At 66.7% G+C, this 19,109-nt stretch carries 6 protein-coding genes; 3 read left to right on the forward strand and 3 right to left on the reverse strand.

Annotated elements, in window-relative coordinates:
* The first annotated feature begins 8 nt into the window (after positions 1–8).
* The 3 genes from LCY71_RS05500 to LCY71_RS05510 all read left to right on the forward strand — a co-directional run bounded on the left by LCY71_RS05500 (position 9) and on the right by LCY71_RS05510 (position 12,387).
* Positions 9–5,633, forward strand: a complete 5,625-nt coding sequence (locus LCY71_RS05500) for a ThuA domain-containing protein (RefSeq protein ID WP_225335357.1) — start codon at positions 9–11, stop codon at positions 5,631–5,633.
* A gap of 348 nt (positions 5,634–5,981) precedes the next feature.
* The gene (locus LCY71_RS05505; RefSeq protein ID WP_225335358.1) at positions 5,982–7,067 is read left to right on the forward strand and encodes a hypothetical protein; all 1,086 of its coding nucleotides are present in this window, start codon (positions 5,982–5,984) and stop codon (positions 7,065–7,067) included.
* 70 nt (positions 7,068–7,137) lie between these two features.
* The gene (locus LCY71_RS05510) at positions 7,138–12,387 is read left to right on the forward strand and encodes a ThuA domain-containing protein (protein WP_225335359.1); all 5,250 of its coding nucleotides are present in this window, start codon (positions 7,138–7,140) and stop codon (positions 12,385–12,387) included.
* Here the strand turns inward: LCY71_RS05510 and LCY71_RS21390 are convergent.
* From LCY71_RS21390 to LCY71_RS05520, 3 genes are all read right to left on the reverse strand, one after another.
* Positions 12,384–12,518: a hypothetical protein gene (locus LCY71_RS21390; RefSeq protein WP_263654233.1), complete on the reverse strand. Its 135-nt coding sequence runs from the start codon at positions 12,516–12,518 to the stop codon at positions 12,384–12,386. The genes LCY71_RS05510 and LCY71_RS21390 overlap by 4 nt on opposite strands.
* A gap of 791 nt (positions 12,519–13,309) precedes the next feature.
* Positions 13,310–13,909 carry a YqaA family protein gene (locus LCY71_RS05515; protein WP_225335360.1) on the reverse strand — a complete coding sequence of 200 codons (600 nt, stop codon included), beginning with the start codon at positions 13,907–13,909 and terminating at the stop codon, positions 13,310–13,312.
* A gap of 136 nt (positions 13,910–14,045) precedes the next feature.
* The gene (locus LCY71_RS05520) at positions 14,046–19,055 is read right to left on the reverse strand and encodes a PVC-type heme-binding CxxCH protein (protein WP_225335361.1); all 5,010 of its coding nucleotides are present in this window, start codon (positions 19,053–19,055) and stop codon (positions 14,046–14,048) included.
* Positions 19,056–19,109: the final 54 nt, after the last annotated feature.

The raw sequence follows: 19,109 nt of genomic DNA on the forward strand, positions 1-19,109 counted from the left end.
AGACAGAGATGACATCTGACAACTACGATTACGACGTACCGACGGACGACTATGGGAATCGAGAACTGAAGTTTCCGACCAACCGTCGTCAGTTCCTGCAGGCGGCTAGCGCTGGCGCGGCCACCCTGAGCGGTCTGGCCGGCCTCACCAGCGCCCAGCAGGGCGGGGACAACCACATCGAACTCGAGGCCGTCACTGTCGAGACCAGCGGTGGCCGCGGCCGCTCGGAGTACGCCTGGGAGGACGGCGAGGGCGGCGTCGTGCGCGGCCCGCCCGAGGAGGTCTGTAACATCGTCGGCGGGACCCACGTCTGGGTGGGCGTTTCGCCCGACTCCATCGCTGAGGTCACGAATCCGACGCTGGAGCTGACCGCCGGCGAGACCTACACGGTCGAGTGGACCAACACCGACGGCGAGGAGCACAACTTCGTCATCGCCGACGCCGACGGCACCGAACTCGTCACCTCTGATACCGTCTCCGAGGAAGGCGCCACCCAGACGGTGGAGTTCACCGCCACCGAGGAGATGGCCACCTACTACTGCGCCCCCCACTCCGGGTCCCAGAGTGGCTCCATCGAGGTGGGCGACGGCGCTCCGGCGCCCGAGAACCCGACCCCCACGGCGATCCAGTTCTGGACGCTCCGTGACCTGGGCTACTCGACGGCGGACGTCATCCGCCTCGTGGGTGCGGTAGACAACAACGGCGGCCCGGGGTACGACGCGGTCGAGCCGTTCCAGCTGAACGGCTCGTCGCCGAGCGAGGTCCGACAGGCCCTCGACGAGACGGGCCTCGAAGCGCCGTTCGCACACGTCGGTTTCGGAGGACTCGAGGGCGACAGCCTCGAGGGCACCCTCGACGACTGGTACGATACGGTCGGCGTCAGGACCTTCGTCATCCCCTGGATCTCTCCGGACGAGATGGACACGGTCGAGAAGGCCCGGAACCTCGCCGAGCGGATGAACGCCGTCGCGGAGAACCTCCCCGACGACGCGCGCCTGGGTTACCACACTCACAACCAGGAGTTCATGGAGATCGGCGACGGTCGGACGCCGCTCGGGATCATGGACGAGAACCTGAACGACGACGTCGTCTTCGAGATCGACGTCGGGTGGGCCTACCACGCCGGTGAGGACCCGGTCGAGGTCCTGCGGACGTACAGCGACCGGACGCAGCTGATCCACCTGAAGGAGATGAACCGCGGCGACGAGGCCGAGTTCATCACCCTCGGCGAGGGCGAGATGGACGTGGCGGAGATCGCCCGTGTCGCGCGGAACGAGGCCGGCGTCGACTACCTCATCTACGAGAACGACGAGCCCACGGACGAGAAGGGCGAGCTCTCGACCGCCGGCGGCGTCATGTCGTTCGTCGACGGTCGGGCCGGTCTCGAGTGCCTCGACTTCGCCGACGTCGGCGGTCCCGACTACGACGGCTCGCTCAGCGGCGTCCCGATGGGCGATCCCGCCGACGAGGACGGCATCCCGACCGGGATCCAGCTCTACACGCTCCGTGACCTCCCCGACTCGACGCCGGAGCTGATCCGACGGGTCGGCGCCGTCGACGACAACGGCGGTCCCGGGTACGACACCATCGAGTTCGCCGGACTCGACGGGAGCGTGAGCGACGTCCAGACCGCGCTCGAGGAGACGGGAGTTGAGGCCTCGTCCGCGCACATCGGCCTCGGTTCGCTCGAGGGCGACAGCCTCGAGGACACCGTCGACACCTACTCGCAGTTCGGCATCGACTACTACATCGTCCCGAGCATCCGCGGCGTGGACGATAACGCGACGGAGGACAGCGTCCAGCAGCTCGCCGAGCGGTTCAACGCCGTCTCGGAGAACCTCGGTGACGAGGGCCAGGTCGGGTTCCACAACCACTCGTCGGTGTTCACGGAACTCGACGACGGTCGCACCATCCTCGAGGTCCTCGACGAGTACCTCAACGACGACGTCGTCTTCGAGATCGACGCCGGGTGGGTGCTTACCGCCGGCCACGATCCGGTCGAGGTCATCAGTAAGTACAGCGACCGCGTCCAGCTCCTTCACATGAAGGACATGGCCGACGGCGACTTCCACGAGATCGGCGAAGGTGCCGTCGACTGGGCAGCGGTCGCAGACGTGGCGCAGAACGAGGCGGACGTCGACTACATCATCTACGAGCACGACGTGCCCTCAGATCCCGCCGGCTCGACCGGCACGGGCGCGGGCTTCCTCTCCTTCGTCGACGGCGCACCCGGCCTCGAGTGCCTGGAGCTCTCTGATATCGGTGGACCCGACTACAGCGGCACGCTCTCCGGAGCGCCGGGCGCGAACGAGGTGAACCTGATGATCCTGTCGGCGACGCCCGGTTACCGCCACGGGAACATCGAATACGGCATCCAGCGCCTGAAGGAGGAGTCCGACCGGATCGCCTCGCGCGTGGGCGCCGATTCCGTCAATTACGACGTCATCGCCCCGAACGGGCCCGCGGAGTCGTTCCCGACGGACGTGAGCGAACTCGAGATGTACGACGCGATCGTCTGGTTCAACTCGTGCGGGAACGTCCTGGCCGACCAGGCCCAGCGCGACGCTTTCGAGGAGTACATCCAGAACGGCGGCGGCTACGTCGGCATCCACGCCGCCAGCGACACCCACCACCCGGGCGACGGCGAGTGGGACTTCTACATGGGTCTGCTCGGCGACGCGTACTTCGTCGACCACCCCAGCCCACAGGAGGCCGAGATCACGGTCACGGATCAGGTCCACCCCTCGACCGAGCACCTGCCGGCCCGATGGACCGCGACAGACGAGTGGTACGACTTCTCGAAGAGCCCGCGCGGCGACGTCCACGTGCTCGCCTCGCTCGACGAGGACAGCTACAGCGGCGCGTCGATGGAGAACGGCCGGGAAGACCACCCGATCGCGTGGTGTCAGGAGTACCAGGGCGGCAAGGCCTGGTACACCGGCCGCGGCCACACCGAGGAGTCCTTCGACGAGGAGGCCTTCCTCGATCACGTCGTCGGCGGCATCGCCTGGGCCGGCGGCTACGAGGAGGGCGACGCGACCGGAACCGTCTGGGACAGCTACACCAAGTCGGAGATCACGACCGACCTCGGGGAGCCGATGAAGATGGACACGACGCCCGACGGACGCCTGCTGTTCACCGAGCGCGTCTCGGGCGACGTGAGCGTCTACCATCCCGAGTCGGGCGACATCACGACGGCGCTCTCGCTGGACGTGTACAGCGGACAGGAGGACGGCCTCCAGGGCGTCGCCGTCGATCCCGACTTCGAGGAGAACGGCTGGGTCTACGTCTACTACGCGCCGCCGAACGACGTCGTCGGCGACGACCCGTACAACCTGCTGTCGCGGTTCACGATGGACGGCGACACGATCGATCCGTCCTCCGAGACGGAGATCATGCGGGTCCACACCCAGCGCCAGACCTGCTGCCACGTCGGTGGCGACATCGCGTTCGGTCCCGACGGCGAGGAGCTCTACCTCTCGACCGGCGACGACACCAACCCGTTCAACAGCTCCGGCTACGCCCCGATCGACGAGCGGTCGGGCGAGTGGACGGAGGAGGAGACGGGCGATCCCGAGGCCGGTCGCAACGGCAAGCCCCACGAGTACTGGGACGCCCAGCGGACGTCCGCGAACACGAACGACCTCCGCGGGAGCATCCTCCGGATCGTCCCCGAGGACGACGGCGGCTACTCCGTCCCCGACGGGAACCTCTTCACCGGCGACGAGTACGCCGACGCCCGCGAGAACGACCTCGTGCGCGAGGAGATCTACGTGATGGGCCTACGCAACCCCTTCACGATCGACGTCGACGAGGAGACCGGTCGGCTCTACTTCGCCGATTACGGTCCCGACGCCGGTTCCTGGGACCCGGAGCGCGGTCCGATCGGCATGGTCGAGATCACCGCGGTGGACGAGCCCGGCTTCTACGGCTGGCCGTACTTCACCGGCTCGAACATCCCCTACGTCGACTACGACTTCGAGACCGGCGAGTCCGGCGATCCGTTCGACCCGCAGAACCCGGTCAACACCTCGCCGAACAACACCGGGCTCGAGGAACTGCCGCCCGCTGAGGGCGCGACGATCTTCTACCCGTTCGACTGGGCGGAGCTCATCGACAACGCGCCCGACTACGCGCAGGAGTACGTCCCCGACGAGATCCCGCACCCGGAGATCGGCACCGGCGGCGCGCCGATGACCGGACCGCTCTTCCGGCACGAGGACGGCTTCGACGACAGCGGGCTACCGCGGTACTTCGACGGCAAGCAGTTCACCATGGAGTGGGGGGCGAACTGGATCAAGTACGTCTCCTACGACGAGGACGGCGAGGTGCTCGACATCGAGCCGTTCCTCCCCGACATGGACTTCGCCGGTCCGCAGGACATCGCGGTCGGCCAGAACGGCGAGCTGTTCGTGATGGAGTACGGGAACTGCTTCTTCGGCTGCGAGGACTCCGGTCTCTACGTGATCGAGCAGATGGAGGGCGACGGTGGCGGTCAACCGGAGCCCGAACCGGTCTCGGTCCCGTACGGCCTCGACTCCGGCGGGGAGACCGACGACCAGTCGGTCACGATCGGTGATCTGGAGTTCCAGACGGTCTCGGACTCCGGCGTCACCCAGACCGGGGACCACTCGACCGCCTCGCTCCTGAACGCCGACAGCGAGTACTCCATCGACGGTACGGACAACGACCTGCTCTACAAGACCGAGCACTACGGTCAGAACATCGGCTACGACGTCAAGGTCCCCAACGGCACCTACGACGTGACGTTGCACTTCGCCGAGATCTGGTGGGGCATCGAGGGCCGAGGCGGCACCGACACCGGCGAAGGCGACCGCGTGTTCGACGTCTCCGTCCAGGGCGAGACGGTGCTCAGCGACTACGACATCTACGCCGAAGTCGGAGCGCTGACCGCCGCGACGGAGACGATCGAGGGCGTGGAGGTCACCGACGGTACGCTGTCGATCTCCTCGACCACTCAGGTGGACAACACCAAGTTCTCCGGGATCGAGATCCGTCCGAGCGACGGCGGCGGCGGCAACGAGTCGCCGACGGCGGAGTTCACGGCGTCGTCGACGTCCGTCGCGCCCGGCGACGCGGTGACGTTCGACGCCGCGGACTCGTCCGACCCCGACGGCTCGATCGAGAGCTACGAGTGGACGTTCGGCGACGGCTCGTCGGCCACCGGACAGTCCGTGGAGCACTCCTACGGCTCCGCCGGCGAGTACGACGTGACGCTGACTGTCACCGACGACGCCGGGGCGACCGCCACTGCCACGCAGACGATCACTGTGGAGAGCGAGAGCCCCGGGCTCGACCCGTCCGCGACGATCGCACTCGACGGTGAATTTGCCGGCTGGCAGGCGACTGCTCCGGACGCCATCGCCGGAGAGACCAATCCGACGCTCACGCTTCGAGAAGGAGCCGAGTACACCGTCGAATGGACGAACACCGACGGCCAAATCCACAACTTCGTCATCTGGGACTCGGAGAGCAACTCCCTCGCCGAGACTGAGGACGTGTCCACTCAGGGCGAGTCCGCGTCAGTGACCTTCACTGCCTCGTCAGAGATGGCCACGTACGTGTGCGTCTATCACCAGACGACCATGGTCGGCGACATAGAGGTGGTCTGACGGAAGGTAGTCCTCTCCATCGATCGGGCTCTCACGTATCGCTCGCCGTTTCGGCGTAACCCCGGACACCGACTCCGGTTCTTTCGATTTTGCTCCGCTGTCCTCCCGGTAGAGATACTGCAGTGCACTCAGATTTCGACCGGGAAACTCACCGACGCGACTACCCGTCGAACGGAAGTGCGTCGAGACGGGTGATGGCTTAACGTCACAGCACGCCCGATATACCCGGTTATTAATTACCGAAAACTTATTGTTCTACGTGATATTAGTTGTCACATACACGTTCGCGCTTGGGGAGACGCGGAGGTGTGCCAGTGAGACACCCGTACCGGGTGGAGAGAGGGACCAATGTCAAATTTCACGTTCGACAACATCAACGACGCAGATCGACGCAGTGTGCTGAAAATGCTCGGTGCAGGCGGTGCCGCAGCCGCCGGTGGCGGGTTCGGCCTGACGGCCTTGACCGGATCGGGAGCAGCCGCCACCACCGATATCTCGGCCTCGAACCCCGAGGCACTCACGAGCGACGACGGCTCGGTCGACGAGGTGTTCGTCAAGCCGTCACTGTCGGTCTCCTGGGACGGCTTCGACGACGTCGTCGGCAAAGTCCGCATTCTGGTCGAAGCGGCGACCGGCGATGCCGACCTCAAGACGTCCGAAGTCGAGAGCCTCGACTACACGCCCGTCTTCAGGGCGACGGGCTACGCCAACGGGACGGACAACGACAGCGAAGAGGAGACGGGCCCGGGCACCAACGGCCAGTACCAGATCAACTGGTTCGAGGGTGACAAACGCATCACCCTGTTCGATTCGGAGGGTGCACCCGACTACGAGAGCGCCGGGTACAACTGCGGCGCGACGATGGAGTCGTACCTCAGCGGCACGCTCATGGGCGATCCGATCGACGACGCCCAGAACGGCTTCTACGGGGCTGCTGGTACCACCGACGCCTTCGAGGAGGCCACCGATCAGGAGGCCACCGACACGACGGTGTACCTGCGGTATACCATCAGCCTCCACCGGCCGGACATCTCGTTCGTCACCGAGGACAACTACGCGCTGGACGCCGAGGACGTCCGCCCGTTCTCGCCGCTGGCGATGGCCGACGGCGACGGCGGCCAGTATCCCGACCTCACCGCCGAGGAGTACGGTACTACGGTCACCAGCGACGTCGCCGGCGACTACGACGCGCTGTCGGCCGGCGACCTCGTCCATGCCACGGCAGTGCCCTACGGTGTGATGCAGGACAGCACCGACCACCCGGCGCTGATGACCAGCTACGCCAACTTCACCGTCACCGTCGACAACGAACAGGCCAGCGCCAACGCCTCCGGCGACACCGGCGCCGGTGCCGAGGTCGACGAGGACGTCGGAACCCTCACCGACGGCGACGCAGGCGGCAACGAGACCGCCGGCAACGAGACGGACGAATGAGACGGACCCCGGCTCCCTCGTTAGCAATGTATCGCACGACGACCGGACGCCAGATCGAACAACTGCGACAATGACAGACGACAGTTCCACGAACGACGCGGAGGACGTATCGACGTTGACCACCGACCGCCGGCGGTTCGTGCAGGCCGCCGGCCTCGCCGGTGCCGGCCTCACTGGCCTCGGCGGTTTCGCCAGCGCCCAGCAGGGCGGGGACAACCACATCGAACTCGAGGCCGTCACTGTCGAGACCAGCGGTGGCCGCGGTCGCTCCGAGTACGCCTGGGAGGACGGCCAGGAAGGAATCGTCAAGGGCCCGCCCGAAGCGGTGTGTGACTTCGTCGGCGGTAATCACGTCTGGGTGGGCGTCACGCCCGACTCGATCGCCGACGTCACGAATCCGACTCTGACGCTCACGGCGGGTGAGACCTACACGGTCGAGTGGACCAATACGGACGGCGAGGAGCACAACTTCGTCATCGCCGACGCCGACGGCACCGAACTCGTCGCCTCGGACACGATCGCCGAAGAGGGCGCTACTCAGACGGTGGAGTTCACCGCCACCGAGGAGATGGCTACCTACTACTGTGGCCCCCACTCCGGTTCTCAGCGCGGCGACGTCCAGGTCGGCGACGGTGCTCCGCCGGGCGGCGTCGAGGTCAGCAACCTCGACCCGAGCAGCGCGACCGTCACCGCGGGCGATACGTTCAGCGTTTCCGCGACGGTGACGAACACGGGCGATTCCAGCGTCACGCAGGAGGTCCACTTCTACCTCGACGACGAACATCTCGGCACCGCGGAAGTGACACTCGACGCGGGCGCCCAGAAAACGGTCACGTTCGAGAACGTCGATACGTCGGACCTCTCCACTGGTGACTACACCTACTTCGTCGAGAGCGGCGAGAGCAAGGTCACGGGGACACTCACCGTGCAAGCCGCTGGACCCGCCGAGCTCGACCTGATGATCCTGTCGGCGACGCCCGGCTTCCGCCACGGGAACATCGAGTATGGCATCCAGCGCATGCAGGAGGAGTCCGACCGGATCGCCTCGCGCGTCGGCGCTGACACCGTCAACTACGACGTCATCGACAACAACGGGCCCGCGGACGCGTTCCCGACGGACGCGAGCGAACTCGAGAAGTACGACGCGATCATCTGGTTCAACACGGTCGGGGACGTCCTGGCCGATCCCGACCAGCGGGCCGCCTTCGAGGAGTACATCCAGAACGGCGGCGGCTACGTCGGCATCCACGCCGCCAGCGACACCCACCACCCGGGCGACGGCGAGTGGGACTTCTACATGGACATGCTCGGCGACGCGTACTTCGTCGACCACCCCAGCCCCCAGGAGGCCGAGATTCACGTCACCGACCAGTCCCATCCCTCGACCGAGCACCTGCCGGCGCAGTGGAACGTCACCGACGAGTGGTACGACTTCGGCGCGAACCCACGTGGGGACGTCCACGTGCTGGCCACTCTCGACGAGACCAGCTACGATGCCACGGGCAGCATGAACTACGAAGGGTTCGGCCGCGACCACCCCATCGCCTGGTGTCAGCACTACCAGGGCGGCCGCGCCTGGTACACCGGCCGCGGCCACACCGAGGGCGCCTTCGACGAGGAGGCCTTCCTCGACCACGTCGCCGGCGGCATCGCCTGGGCCGGCGGCTTCGAGGACGATCCGTCCAACGGCACCATCTGGGACAGCTACGACCGCGAGGTGCTCGCCGACGGGCTGAACGAGCCGATGAAGATGGACATCGACGCCGACGGGCGGGTCTTCTTCACCGAGCGCACCACTGGCAACCTGAAGATCCTCGATTCCGACACGGGCGAGACGACGACGGCGCTGACGCTCGACGTCTACACCGGCCAGGAAGACGGGATGCAGGGCGTCGCGCTCGATCCGGACTTCGAAGAGAACGGCTGGCTCTACCTGTACTACTCGCCGGCGGGCGACGAGAGCGTCAACCGCCTCTCGCGCTTTACCGTCGAGGGCGATTCGATCGACCCCGCGACGGAGACGCAGATCCTCGACGTCGACACGCAACGAGAGACCTGTTGTCACACGGGCGGCGACCTCGAGTTCGACACGCAGGGCAACCTGTATCTGACGACGGGAGACGACACGAACCCGTTCGAGTCCAGCGGCTACACGCCGATCGACGAGCGCGACGGGCGCGAACCGTTCGACGCCCAGCGCACCTCGGGTAATACGAACGACCTCCGTGGCAGTGTGCTGCGGATCACGCCCCAGGACGACGGGTCGTACACGGTACCGGACGACAACCTGTTCGTCGACGACCAGTACGACGACTCGCTCGTCCGCGACGAGATCTACGGCATGGGCTTCCGGAACCCGTTCACGGCGGCGGTCGACCCCGCCACGGACGAAGCGTGGGTCGCCGATTACGGCCCTGACTCCGGCGGCTGGAGCGCCGACCGCGGGCCGATGGGTACTACTGAGTACGCGAAAGTCGACGAGGCCGGTTTCTACGGCTGGCCGTACTTCACCGGTCACAGCGTGCCGTACAAGCACTACGACTTCGAGACCGGCGAGTCCGGTCGGATCTTCGACCCGGAGAACCCGATCAACGACTCGGTGAACAACACCGGCCTCGAAGAGCTTCCCGTCGCCGAAGGCACCAGCATCATGAGCCCGTACGACTGGGGCGGCTACATCGACGGCGTCCCGTCCGAGTGGGAGGAGTACGTCCCCTACTCCAGCATGGACGAGGTGCCGTTCCCCCAGGTCACCGGCGGCGCGCCCATGGTAGGCACCGTCTACCGCCACGACCCCGAGTTCGGCGACGGGTCGCTGACGGCGGCCATGGACGGGAAGGTGTTCATCATGGAGTACGGCAGCGGCTGGATCAAGTACGTCTCGCTGGACGACGATGGCGAGGTGATGGAAGTCGATCCGTTCCTGCCCGACGAGAACTGGGGCTCGCCGTTCGACATGAACGTCGGTCCCGACGGCGCGCTGTACTTCATCGACTACGGCGGGAGTATCAGCAAGATCACGGGCGGCGGCTCGTCCACGACGGCCTCCGTCTCCGTGAGCGTCGAGAGCAACGAGCTCGTACCCGAAGAGTCGACGACGGCGACCGTGGAGATCGAGAACATCTCCGACAGCGAACTCTCGAACCTCGAGTTCTCGCTTACCGCCGGCGACGACGTGCTCCAGGTGACGGCGCCGTCGACGACGACGTTCGACTCGCTGGCACCCGGCTCGACCCAGTCGGTCGAGTTCGACGTCGCCGCGAGCGCGGACGCCACCCAGGGCACCTACGCGCTCGACGCCGAGGTCACGTTCACCCACGAGGGCGAGGAGACGTCCGCCACCGCGAGCGGGGCCGTCTCGGTCCCGAAGACGATCGTCGAAGCCCCGTACGGCGCGAACCTCGGCGGCTCGCCTCCGGAGGACTCTAGCGCGACCTCGCCGGTCGTCGTCGACGGACTGGAGTTCGTCGCGCCGGACTCGATCCCCGGCCTCCAGCCGGTGACGGTGTACGACGAGAACGCGTCCGAGGCTCCGGACTGGTACAGTGGTCCCTCGATCGGCAGTCCCACCACTGACGAGATCGCGAACACCGAGCACGACGCGCTCTACCAGACCGAGCTCTTCGGCTACAACCTCGGCCTGGAGGTCCCGATCCCCAACGGCACCTACGACGTGACCTTCCACGAGGCGGAGATCTACCACGGCGGGAATGGCAACGGCGGCGGTGAAGGGACGCGCGTGTTCGACATCTCGGTGCAGGGCCAGACGGTCGTCGAAGACCTCGACGTCTACGCCGAGGTCGGCCACGACGCCGCCTGGACGACGACTGTCGAAGGCGTCGAGGTGACGGACGGGACCCTGAACATCTCGACGACGACCAAGTCGGACATGTCGAAGTTCTCGGCCGTCGAGATCCGGTACAGCGAACCGCTCCGGAACGGCCTGGAGGCGTACTACTCGCTGGACGAGGAGACGCCGGTCAACCAGGTCACCGGCAACGAGGCCAGCGTCGTCGGCGAACCCACGAGCGGCGTGCCGGGCTTCCGCAACGACGCCTGGGAGTTCGACACCAACGGTGACATCGGGTCGGTCGCGTCCACGGTCGTCTCGGAGCCCTTGCCGCTCAACGGCGAGGAAGTGACCGTCGGCGCCTGGGTCAACCACGAGGCGATCACGGAAGACTACAGCCGCGTGTACCACGTCGACGAGGGAGGAGACCCCAACAACCCCTCGAACGGCTGGAACATCGAGTTCGGCGGTACCAGTAACGAGATAACCCAGCAGTACTGGGACGGCGGCAGTATCGGCGCAAACACGCAACCCGGCCTCCCCTGCCCGGAGGGCGAGTGGGTGTTCGTCGTCACCGTCGTCGACGGCGACGAGGCCACGATCTACGTCTACGACGAGGAGGGACAACTCGACGGCTCTCCCGGTACCGGAGACGGCAACCGGGCCCAGTCCGAGCTGGCGTCGCTCATCTTCATGGCGGGCGACGGCAGAGAGACGCCCGGCCTCATGGACGAGGTGTGGGCGTACTCTCGCGCGCTCTCCGACGGCGAAGTCGACCGGCTCTGGAACCAGTCGTTCCAGGGGCTGGACGGCGACGGCAACGGTGACAACGGCGACGATGGCGACACCCTCCAGCAGGGGCTGGAGGCACACGTCCCGCTGGACGGTGACTCGCCTACCAACGAGGTCACCGGGAACGACGTCAGCGTCGTGGGTGACGTCGAGACCGGCCAGTCCGGCGTGACCGGTGACGCCGTCGAGGTCCACGCCAACCAGAACACCGACGGCGAGCTAACGGCCGAGGCCGACGCCGGTGACCACCTCGTGACCGAGCCCCTGCCGCTCAACGGCGACGGGGCGACCGTCGGTGCCTGGATGAACTACACCGCCTTCGAGCAGTGGGCCCGTGCGCCGTTCCAGGTCGGCGGCTCCGCGGAAGGCACCCTGTCCGCCGGCTGGGACATCGAGTTCGACTCGACCAGCCAGGCGATCGTCCCGCAGGTGTGGGACGGCGGGAGTCCGACTCGCGGGGACGGCGGCTCGTCCATCGCCGTCGATCCGGAGACGTGGTACTTCGTCGTCGGCGTCGTCGACGGCGACGACGCGAGACTTCACGTCTTCGACGAGAGCGGCGAACTCGACGCCTCACCGCAGAGCTGGCCGGGGACTCGCGCACAGTCCGACGCCGAGAACCTCATCCTCGGAGTTGGCGACGGCCGCGACGTGGCCGGCCGCATCGACGACGTGTGGGCGTACTCACGCGCGCTCTCGGAGAGCGAGGTCGCCCAGCTCCACTCGCAGTCGCTCTAGGGTAGCGGCGACAGCGAGTCGCTGGCGGCGTCGTCGACCGTATCGCCCGATACGGCGATATCGACGGACGAGTCCGTTAGGTTCGACGCGTCGGACTCGTCCGACCCGGACGGCTCGATCGAGGAGGACATGAATCCGACGTTGACCCTTCGGGAGGGGCGACAGCTGCGAACTCGGCTGGACTGACGGCGGCGGATTCGGCCACACCATCGCAATCCGCGCTGCGGACGGCGACGTCGCCGTCGACCTCGAAACCCGGAGGGCGGCCGACCCCGGCGACGCGCTCGGTGACGGGGTACTGCGCGACTATTCGTGCGCTCAAACGCTGGAATTCGACCGGGCACTTCCGGACTCGCTGATCGCCGGTGACTGGTGATGCGGCGCTATTACTCCCGTTTCGGTCGACGCACGGCAGTCGTCGTGCGAACGCGGAATCTCTCCTACTACCGGCACCAGTGGGAATCAGGCCGAGAAGGAGCGGGCTAATCTGTAGCCTGAGGAGGCGTTACTCGTCGTCCGGTTCGACCCGCATGTCGCTCATGTACTCCCAGAACTCGGCGCAGCCGGAGATGTCGTCCACCTCTCCGAGATGTTCGATCGTCTCTTCGCGTTCTGTGTCGGTCATGGCGTAATCAAACGGGTGTTGGGTTACAATTGACATATGCGTTGCGGTAGTTTGGACAGTAGCGTCGCACAGAGTGGATACGACCGGTGTGACAGGGACGAGACGCCGTCCACAGTAGCTCGATCGGGGTGTTTCGTTACGGTCGACGAGACCTCGTTCCGAATCGGGCTGTCGTGCGTACACCGTTGCCGGCGAGGGAAGCAGCGGATTGCTCCACACCGACCACGGTGAGCGTGAGCCATCCGGGATCGCTGCCCCCGGTCGGAGGGGTTCCGCCTGGTCTCTGGGGCCCCTCCGCTACCACGTCGGCCGCGGGATCCAGTAGTCCCGGGAGACGTACGCCAGCACGACGACGACTACGACGACTCCGATGACCGAGTAGACCTCCGCCTCGCTGAGCGATCGAGCGGTCCGACCCAGTGCCACTCCGAGGCCCGCCACGATGAAGTACTTCGCCCCGCGGCCGAGTGCGGCGGCGCCGAGGTACGTCCGGAGGCGCATACCGAACGCCCCCGAACCGATCGAGAGCAGTTCGTGCGCTTCCGGGATCGGCGCGAAGGCACCGAACGCGACCGTCGCGAAGCCGTGTTCGTCGACGTACCGCTCGGCCTGATCGACGCGTCGCTCGGGAAACCGGGAGGTGACGACCGGGCGGCCGCCCGTACGGCCGATGGTGAACCCGACGACGCCCGCGATGACCGACCCGGTCGCCGCCGACAGCGCGTACACGACTGCCATCTCCGGATGGGCGACCGCCAACGGGATCACCACGAACATCGGCGGGAGCGGGAAGAAGAAGAACTCCAGGAAGCCCAGGACGACGAGGCCCGGGGCGCCGAGCGATACGAAGAACTCGCGGGAGACGTTGATCGTCGAGTCGATCGAAAACGGTTGCATCGATAGGCGCGTCATGAATCGTTGGTCTGGTTGTATCAGTGGTAGTTCTCGGAGCTGTTCCAGCGAGGTCCCAGCGAACCCGCTCGTTCACTCTGGGTGCGGACAGCGGGGACGACGACAGGCTGACCTCGCCCGCTCAGACCACCTCGACGTCGCCCTGCATCCCGAGGCCCTGGTGGGGCGCACAGTAGTAGATGTCCAGATCGCTGGTCGCGGTGAACGTGACCGTCTGTGTGCCGCCCTGTTCCGCCATGATATCGGTACTGACGGGTGTATTTCCGTCGGCGTCTTCGATGACGACGTTGTGAGTACCACCGTTGACGTTCGTCCACGTCAGGGTGTACTCTTCGCCCTCTGCGAGGGTCAGCGTCGGGTTCTCGCCTTCGATCTCCGACGGTGCAACGCCCGTCCACGCATCGTTGCTCTGGGCCTCCAGCTGGATCGTCGTGGACGGATCGATCGCACCCGAACCGGCCTCGACCGCGACGGTCGTCGTCGTCGAGTCCGTCGCACCGGTCTCGTCGGTGACGGTCAGCGTCACGTCGTACTCGCCGGCGGAGCCGTAGGTGTGGCTCACGGACTCGCCGCTGGCCGTCGCGCCGTCGCCGAAGTCCCACTCGTAGCTCGTGATGGCGCCGTCGGGACTGGAGGAGTCGGCGGCGTCGAAGCTCACTTCCTCGCCCGGCGCCACCGCGGTCGGGGACGCGGTGAACTCGGCGGTCACCCCCATCATGTCGATGTGGGCCACGACGCGGTTGTACACCTGCTCGTGACCGTCGCCGAACCCGCTGAGCTGCACGAGCGAGGCGTCGTCCCACCACGCGGTGCCGGTCGCGAAGCCCCACCCGCCGTACAGGCAGTTGAAGGTGAGCTGGTCGTTCGAGCCGCTGTTGATCGTGGTGCTGATCTCCGTCCAGTCCTGCCCGGACTCCGTGATGGGATCGGCCAGTGAGTCCTGGCCGAGTTCGTGGACGTTGAGCGTCGCGCCGAAGCCGGTGTCGGGCGCGAAGTCCTCGCCGGTCTTCACGTAGGCGGAGAAGCGATACTCAGTGTTCGGTTCGACGTCGAACACCTGCGTCCAGGAGGCGTCGGCCCCCTCCGTCGAGTCGACGCGGACGCTGTAGTCCCCGCTCCGGGACACCGAGGCGTCGTGAGCGAACTCGACCTCCGTCCCCTGCCAGTTGTTTGTCTCCCACGCGGTCGGCTGGCTGGACGACGTACCGGACTCGAAGCCGCCGTTGGACAGCAGGTTGGTGCCGTCGGGACCGGTCAGGGAGACGTCGTCGAACCAGGCGGTCCCGGTCGCGTTCCCGTACCCGCCAAACAGGGCGTTGATCTGGAGGTCGGAGACGTCGGCCCCGGTGGTGAAGGTCACGCTGACCTCGGTCCAGTCGTTGGTCCCGGTCAGCACGTCCGTCTCGTAGTCGGTCGTGTGGACGTTGAACAGCGCCCCCAGGGCGGAGTCGCTCTGTGTCTCGACCTGCTCGGTCCGGATCCAGCCGCTGAGCGTGTACTCCGTCTCCGGTTCGACCGACGCCGTCGCGTACCACACCGCGTCGGCGCCGTCGTCGGAGGAGATCCGGACGCTGTGATCGCCGCTGTGGGCGGTTCCCTCGGCGTAGGTGTAATCGGCCGACCCGCCGAAGGTGTTCGTCGACCAGCCGTCCGGACCGACGGTCGATTGGGTCTCCTCGAAGCTCGGATTCTCGAAGAGGTTCTCGGACTGCTGCTCGTCGTCGTCGTCGCTGGTGTCCTCGTTGGCCTCGTAGGCGGAGACGAAGCTCTCGGCGTGGCTGGCTGCCCCGACCGAGGCCGCGTCGATCAGGAGGTCGTCGCTCGCGTTCTCCTCCTGACTGATCATCTCGTAGATGGCCTGGCCGGCCGCGTCGGACTCGGGCGTTTCGGCCAGCGTCAGCAGCGCCCACATCTGGACGCGGCCGTCGGGGTCGGTGAGCAGGTCGTGGTCGAGGATGGCGTCGCGGGTGGCGGCCGTCGGCGGGAGGACCCGCAGCGCGTTCAGCCGGACGCCAGCCGACGTGTGCGTGAGGGCGTCCCGCAGCGCGTCGGCGTTGTCCGCGACGGCGTCGAGACCCTCTAGCGTCCACAGCGCGTGGATCGAGCCGACGTCGAGGCCGATGTCGTCGAGGCTCTCGCTGGTCGCCAGCGAGACGAGGTCGTCGACGACGTCGGTGGCGTCCCGCTCGATGAGTTTCCGCTGGGCGGTCTGGCGCCAGAACATGTTGTCATCGCCCAGCGCGTCGACCAGCTCCGACGCGCTCGCGTCGTTCAGGTCCTGCGGGTGCGGGTCGACACCGTCGCCGGTCGTCACGCGGTAGAGTCGAGAGTGTTGCGTGTCCCGGATTGCGGATTCGTAGGCGTTGCCGGGGCCGTTCTCGTAGCCTTCCGGGGTGGGATTGTGCTGGAAGACGAAGTCGTACATGTCGATCAGCCAGACCATCCCGTCGGGGCCGGTGTTGACGTAGGTCGGCGATGACCACTCGTCGTTGCTCGCGAAGAGGTTGTGGTGGTAGATCGACTCGTAGCCGGCGCCGTCCTGCTCGAGGTAGTACGTCGAGGTGAGCTGTCCGGTGCCGTCGCTGACGAACGTGGTGCTGTTCCAGTACTGCTCGGGGAACTCCCGGGCGGTGTAGATCTCCTGGTCGGTCGCGGCCGTGAACCCGCCGTGGAAGTCGACCTGCCGGTACCGGTTGTTGATCGGCAGGATCCGGTTCTCGTTGTCCGTCCGACTGTAGGTGAAGTCGGCGCGGATGTCGATCGTCGTGTACCCCTCGAAGCCGTTGATGTAGTCGTAGTAGGCGGCCGGGATGGCGGCGTAGGAGGTGACGTTGTTGCCGGCGGTGGCCGACGAGCAGAACACAAGTCCCTCCTCGTTGGTCTTGACGCCGGCCATGTTCGACGCACCGCCGCCGACGAACTCGATTTCGGAGCCGTCGGGCTTGAACCGGAAGACGTCCTGACTGAGGGAGAGGTCCTCGTCGATCGACGGCGTGAGCCCCGCGTAGCCCACGACCCCGTAGATCCAGTTGTCCAGGCCCCAGTAGAGCTGGTTCAGGCCGGCGTGGGTGTCGCCGGTGCCGTAGCCGGTGAAGACGGTCTCCTCGACGTCGGCGACGTCGTCGCCGTCCTCGTCGCCCAGGTAGACGACGCGGCCCGACTCGTCCGTTCCGACTTCGGCGGCGATGACGCCGTCCTCGTGGGGGACGAGGCTGTGAGGGATCGAGAGGTCCTCCCGGAAGACCGTGAATTCGTCGGCCGTCCCGTCGCCGTCGGCGTCCTCGCAGATGACGATCATGTCCTCGCCGGCCCCGGGGTCGTTGGGGTAGTCCTGCGTCACCGAGACGAAGCAGCGGCCGGCGGCGTCGAAGGTCATGTCGAGGATTTCGCCCTCGATGCCGTCGGGGAGGACGTCCTCGCTGACGAAGTACTCCAGTTCGAGCTCCGCGGGCGTGATCGAGTGGGCCATCGAGTCGGCGACGGGGAACGGATCCTGAACGAGGTCCCAGACGCCGTCGTCCTCGGAACTCACCGGATCGGGCGCCTCGCCCTGGTAGTAGGGGACCTCGCTGTGGCCGTACTCGCTGACGTTGGTGTAGGTCTTCTCGGGCGCCATCGGGTGGTCGCCGATGGTATCCTCGTTACCCGACGCCCACCGGAGGGCGTTGTGCAGTAGCTGTTTGAATCCGCTCGTCTCCCAGACGTCGCTGTGGCCCCAGGCCGTGTAGAAGACGCGCCCGTCGCCCTGCGTGCGGATCCAGTTCCAGGGCTCGTTCTCGTCCGCCCCGAAGTCGGCACCGGCCCCGTAGGCGAGCACCTCGATGTCGTCGTTCAGGTTCGAGTGCCGGTACGTCTCCTCCCAGACCTCGATCTCGTCGACGCCCTCGAAGACGGGGTGGTCCGGCTGGATCCGATCGGTCGTCATCACCCCGTCGTTGTGAGTCTGGAACTGGCCGCCGACCAGGTCGACGAACCGGTCCGAACTGGTGAACGACGCCGAGGCCGCGTGGACCGGCACGAACCCGCCCCCGTCCTCGACGAACTCGATCAGCGCGTCGATCTGCGCCTCCGTTGGATCGAGCCGGTTGCCGTACAGCATCACGGCGTCGTAGTGGGCCAGCGTCTCCGCGTTGAGATCCGCCTGCCGCTCCGTGTAGTGGAGCCGGACGCCCCGTTCGAGCATGTACGGTCCGAGGACCTTCAGCAGGTCCTCCGAGTAGTGCGTCGCCCCGTCTTCGACGCCACCCAGGTACAGCACCTCCAGGATGGCGTCGTCGGGGCCGCCTTCGACGACGAGCGTCCCCGAGACCCGTGAGTCCCCGCTCGCGATCGTCATCGCGTGCTCGCCGCCGGCCATCTCCGACGTGTCCACGTCGAACGTCACCGTCGTCTGCGCTCCCCCGTCGAGCGAGACCTCCTGTGAGGCGATGTCCTGACCGTCCATCACCATCGTGACCGCGTCAGTCGCGCTCTCGTCGGTGGCGTTGGTGACGGTCACTGAGACGCTGGCGGTCTCGCCGTGCTCGACGGTCGTCTCGGTCGGCTCCAGCCCGCTGAGTTCGAATGGACCGCCGTCGCCGACGCGGATCGTGCCGCTCTGAGAGCCGGAGTGGGTCCGGCAGTAGTACTCGGCCATCTCCTCGGTGGCCTCGAACTCGACGGACTGGGTCTCCCCCTCGCCGGAGACGTCGGTCGAGGAGACCAGTTCGGTGCCCTCGTCGTCCACGACGACGAAGTCGTGCGTTCCGCCGTCGACGTTGGTCCACTCGACGGTGTACGTCTCGCCGGCCGTCAGCTCCAGCGTCGGGTTGACCACGTCGGCGATGTCGTCCGGGGAGACGCCCATCCACACGTGGTTGCCCCCTGCGACGTTACAGACGGCCTCCGGCGGGCCGCGGACGAGTCCCTCCTCGCCGTCTTCCCAGACGTACTCCGAGCGGCCGCGGCCGCCGCCGACGTCTATCGTCACCGCCTCGAGCCGGATGCGGTTGTCGTCGCTCTGTGCACCGACCGTCCCGTTCAGGCCCGACAGCCCGAGTGCGCCGAGTCCGGCCGCCTTCATGAACCGCCGTCGATACGTCTGCGGGTGTGAACCCGCCCCGACGGACGTCCTGTGCTCCTCGTCCGTCATGACGGTACCCCCGCTTGCGTGGCAGTGCGTCCGGCAGCCGAACCCGGCGGCGAC

This window comes from Halomicrobium urmianum (assembly GCF_020217425.1).
Classification (GTDB): domain Archaea; phylum Halobacteriota; class Halobacteria; order Halobacteriales; family Haloarculaceae; genus Halomicrobium; species Halomicrobium urmianum.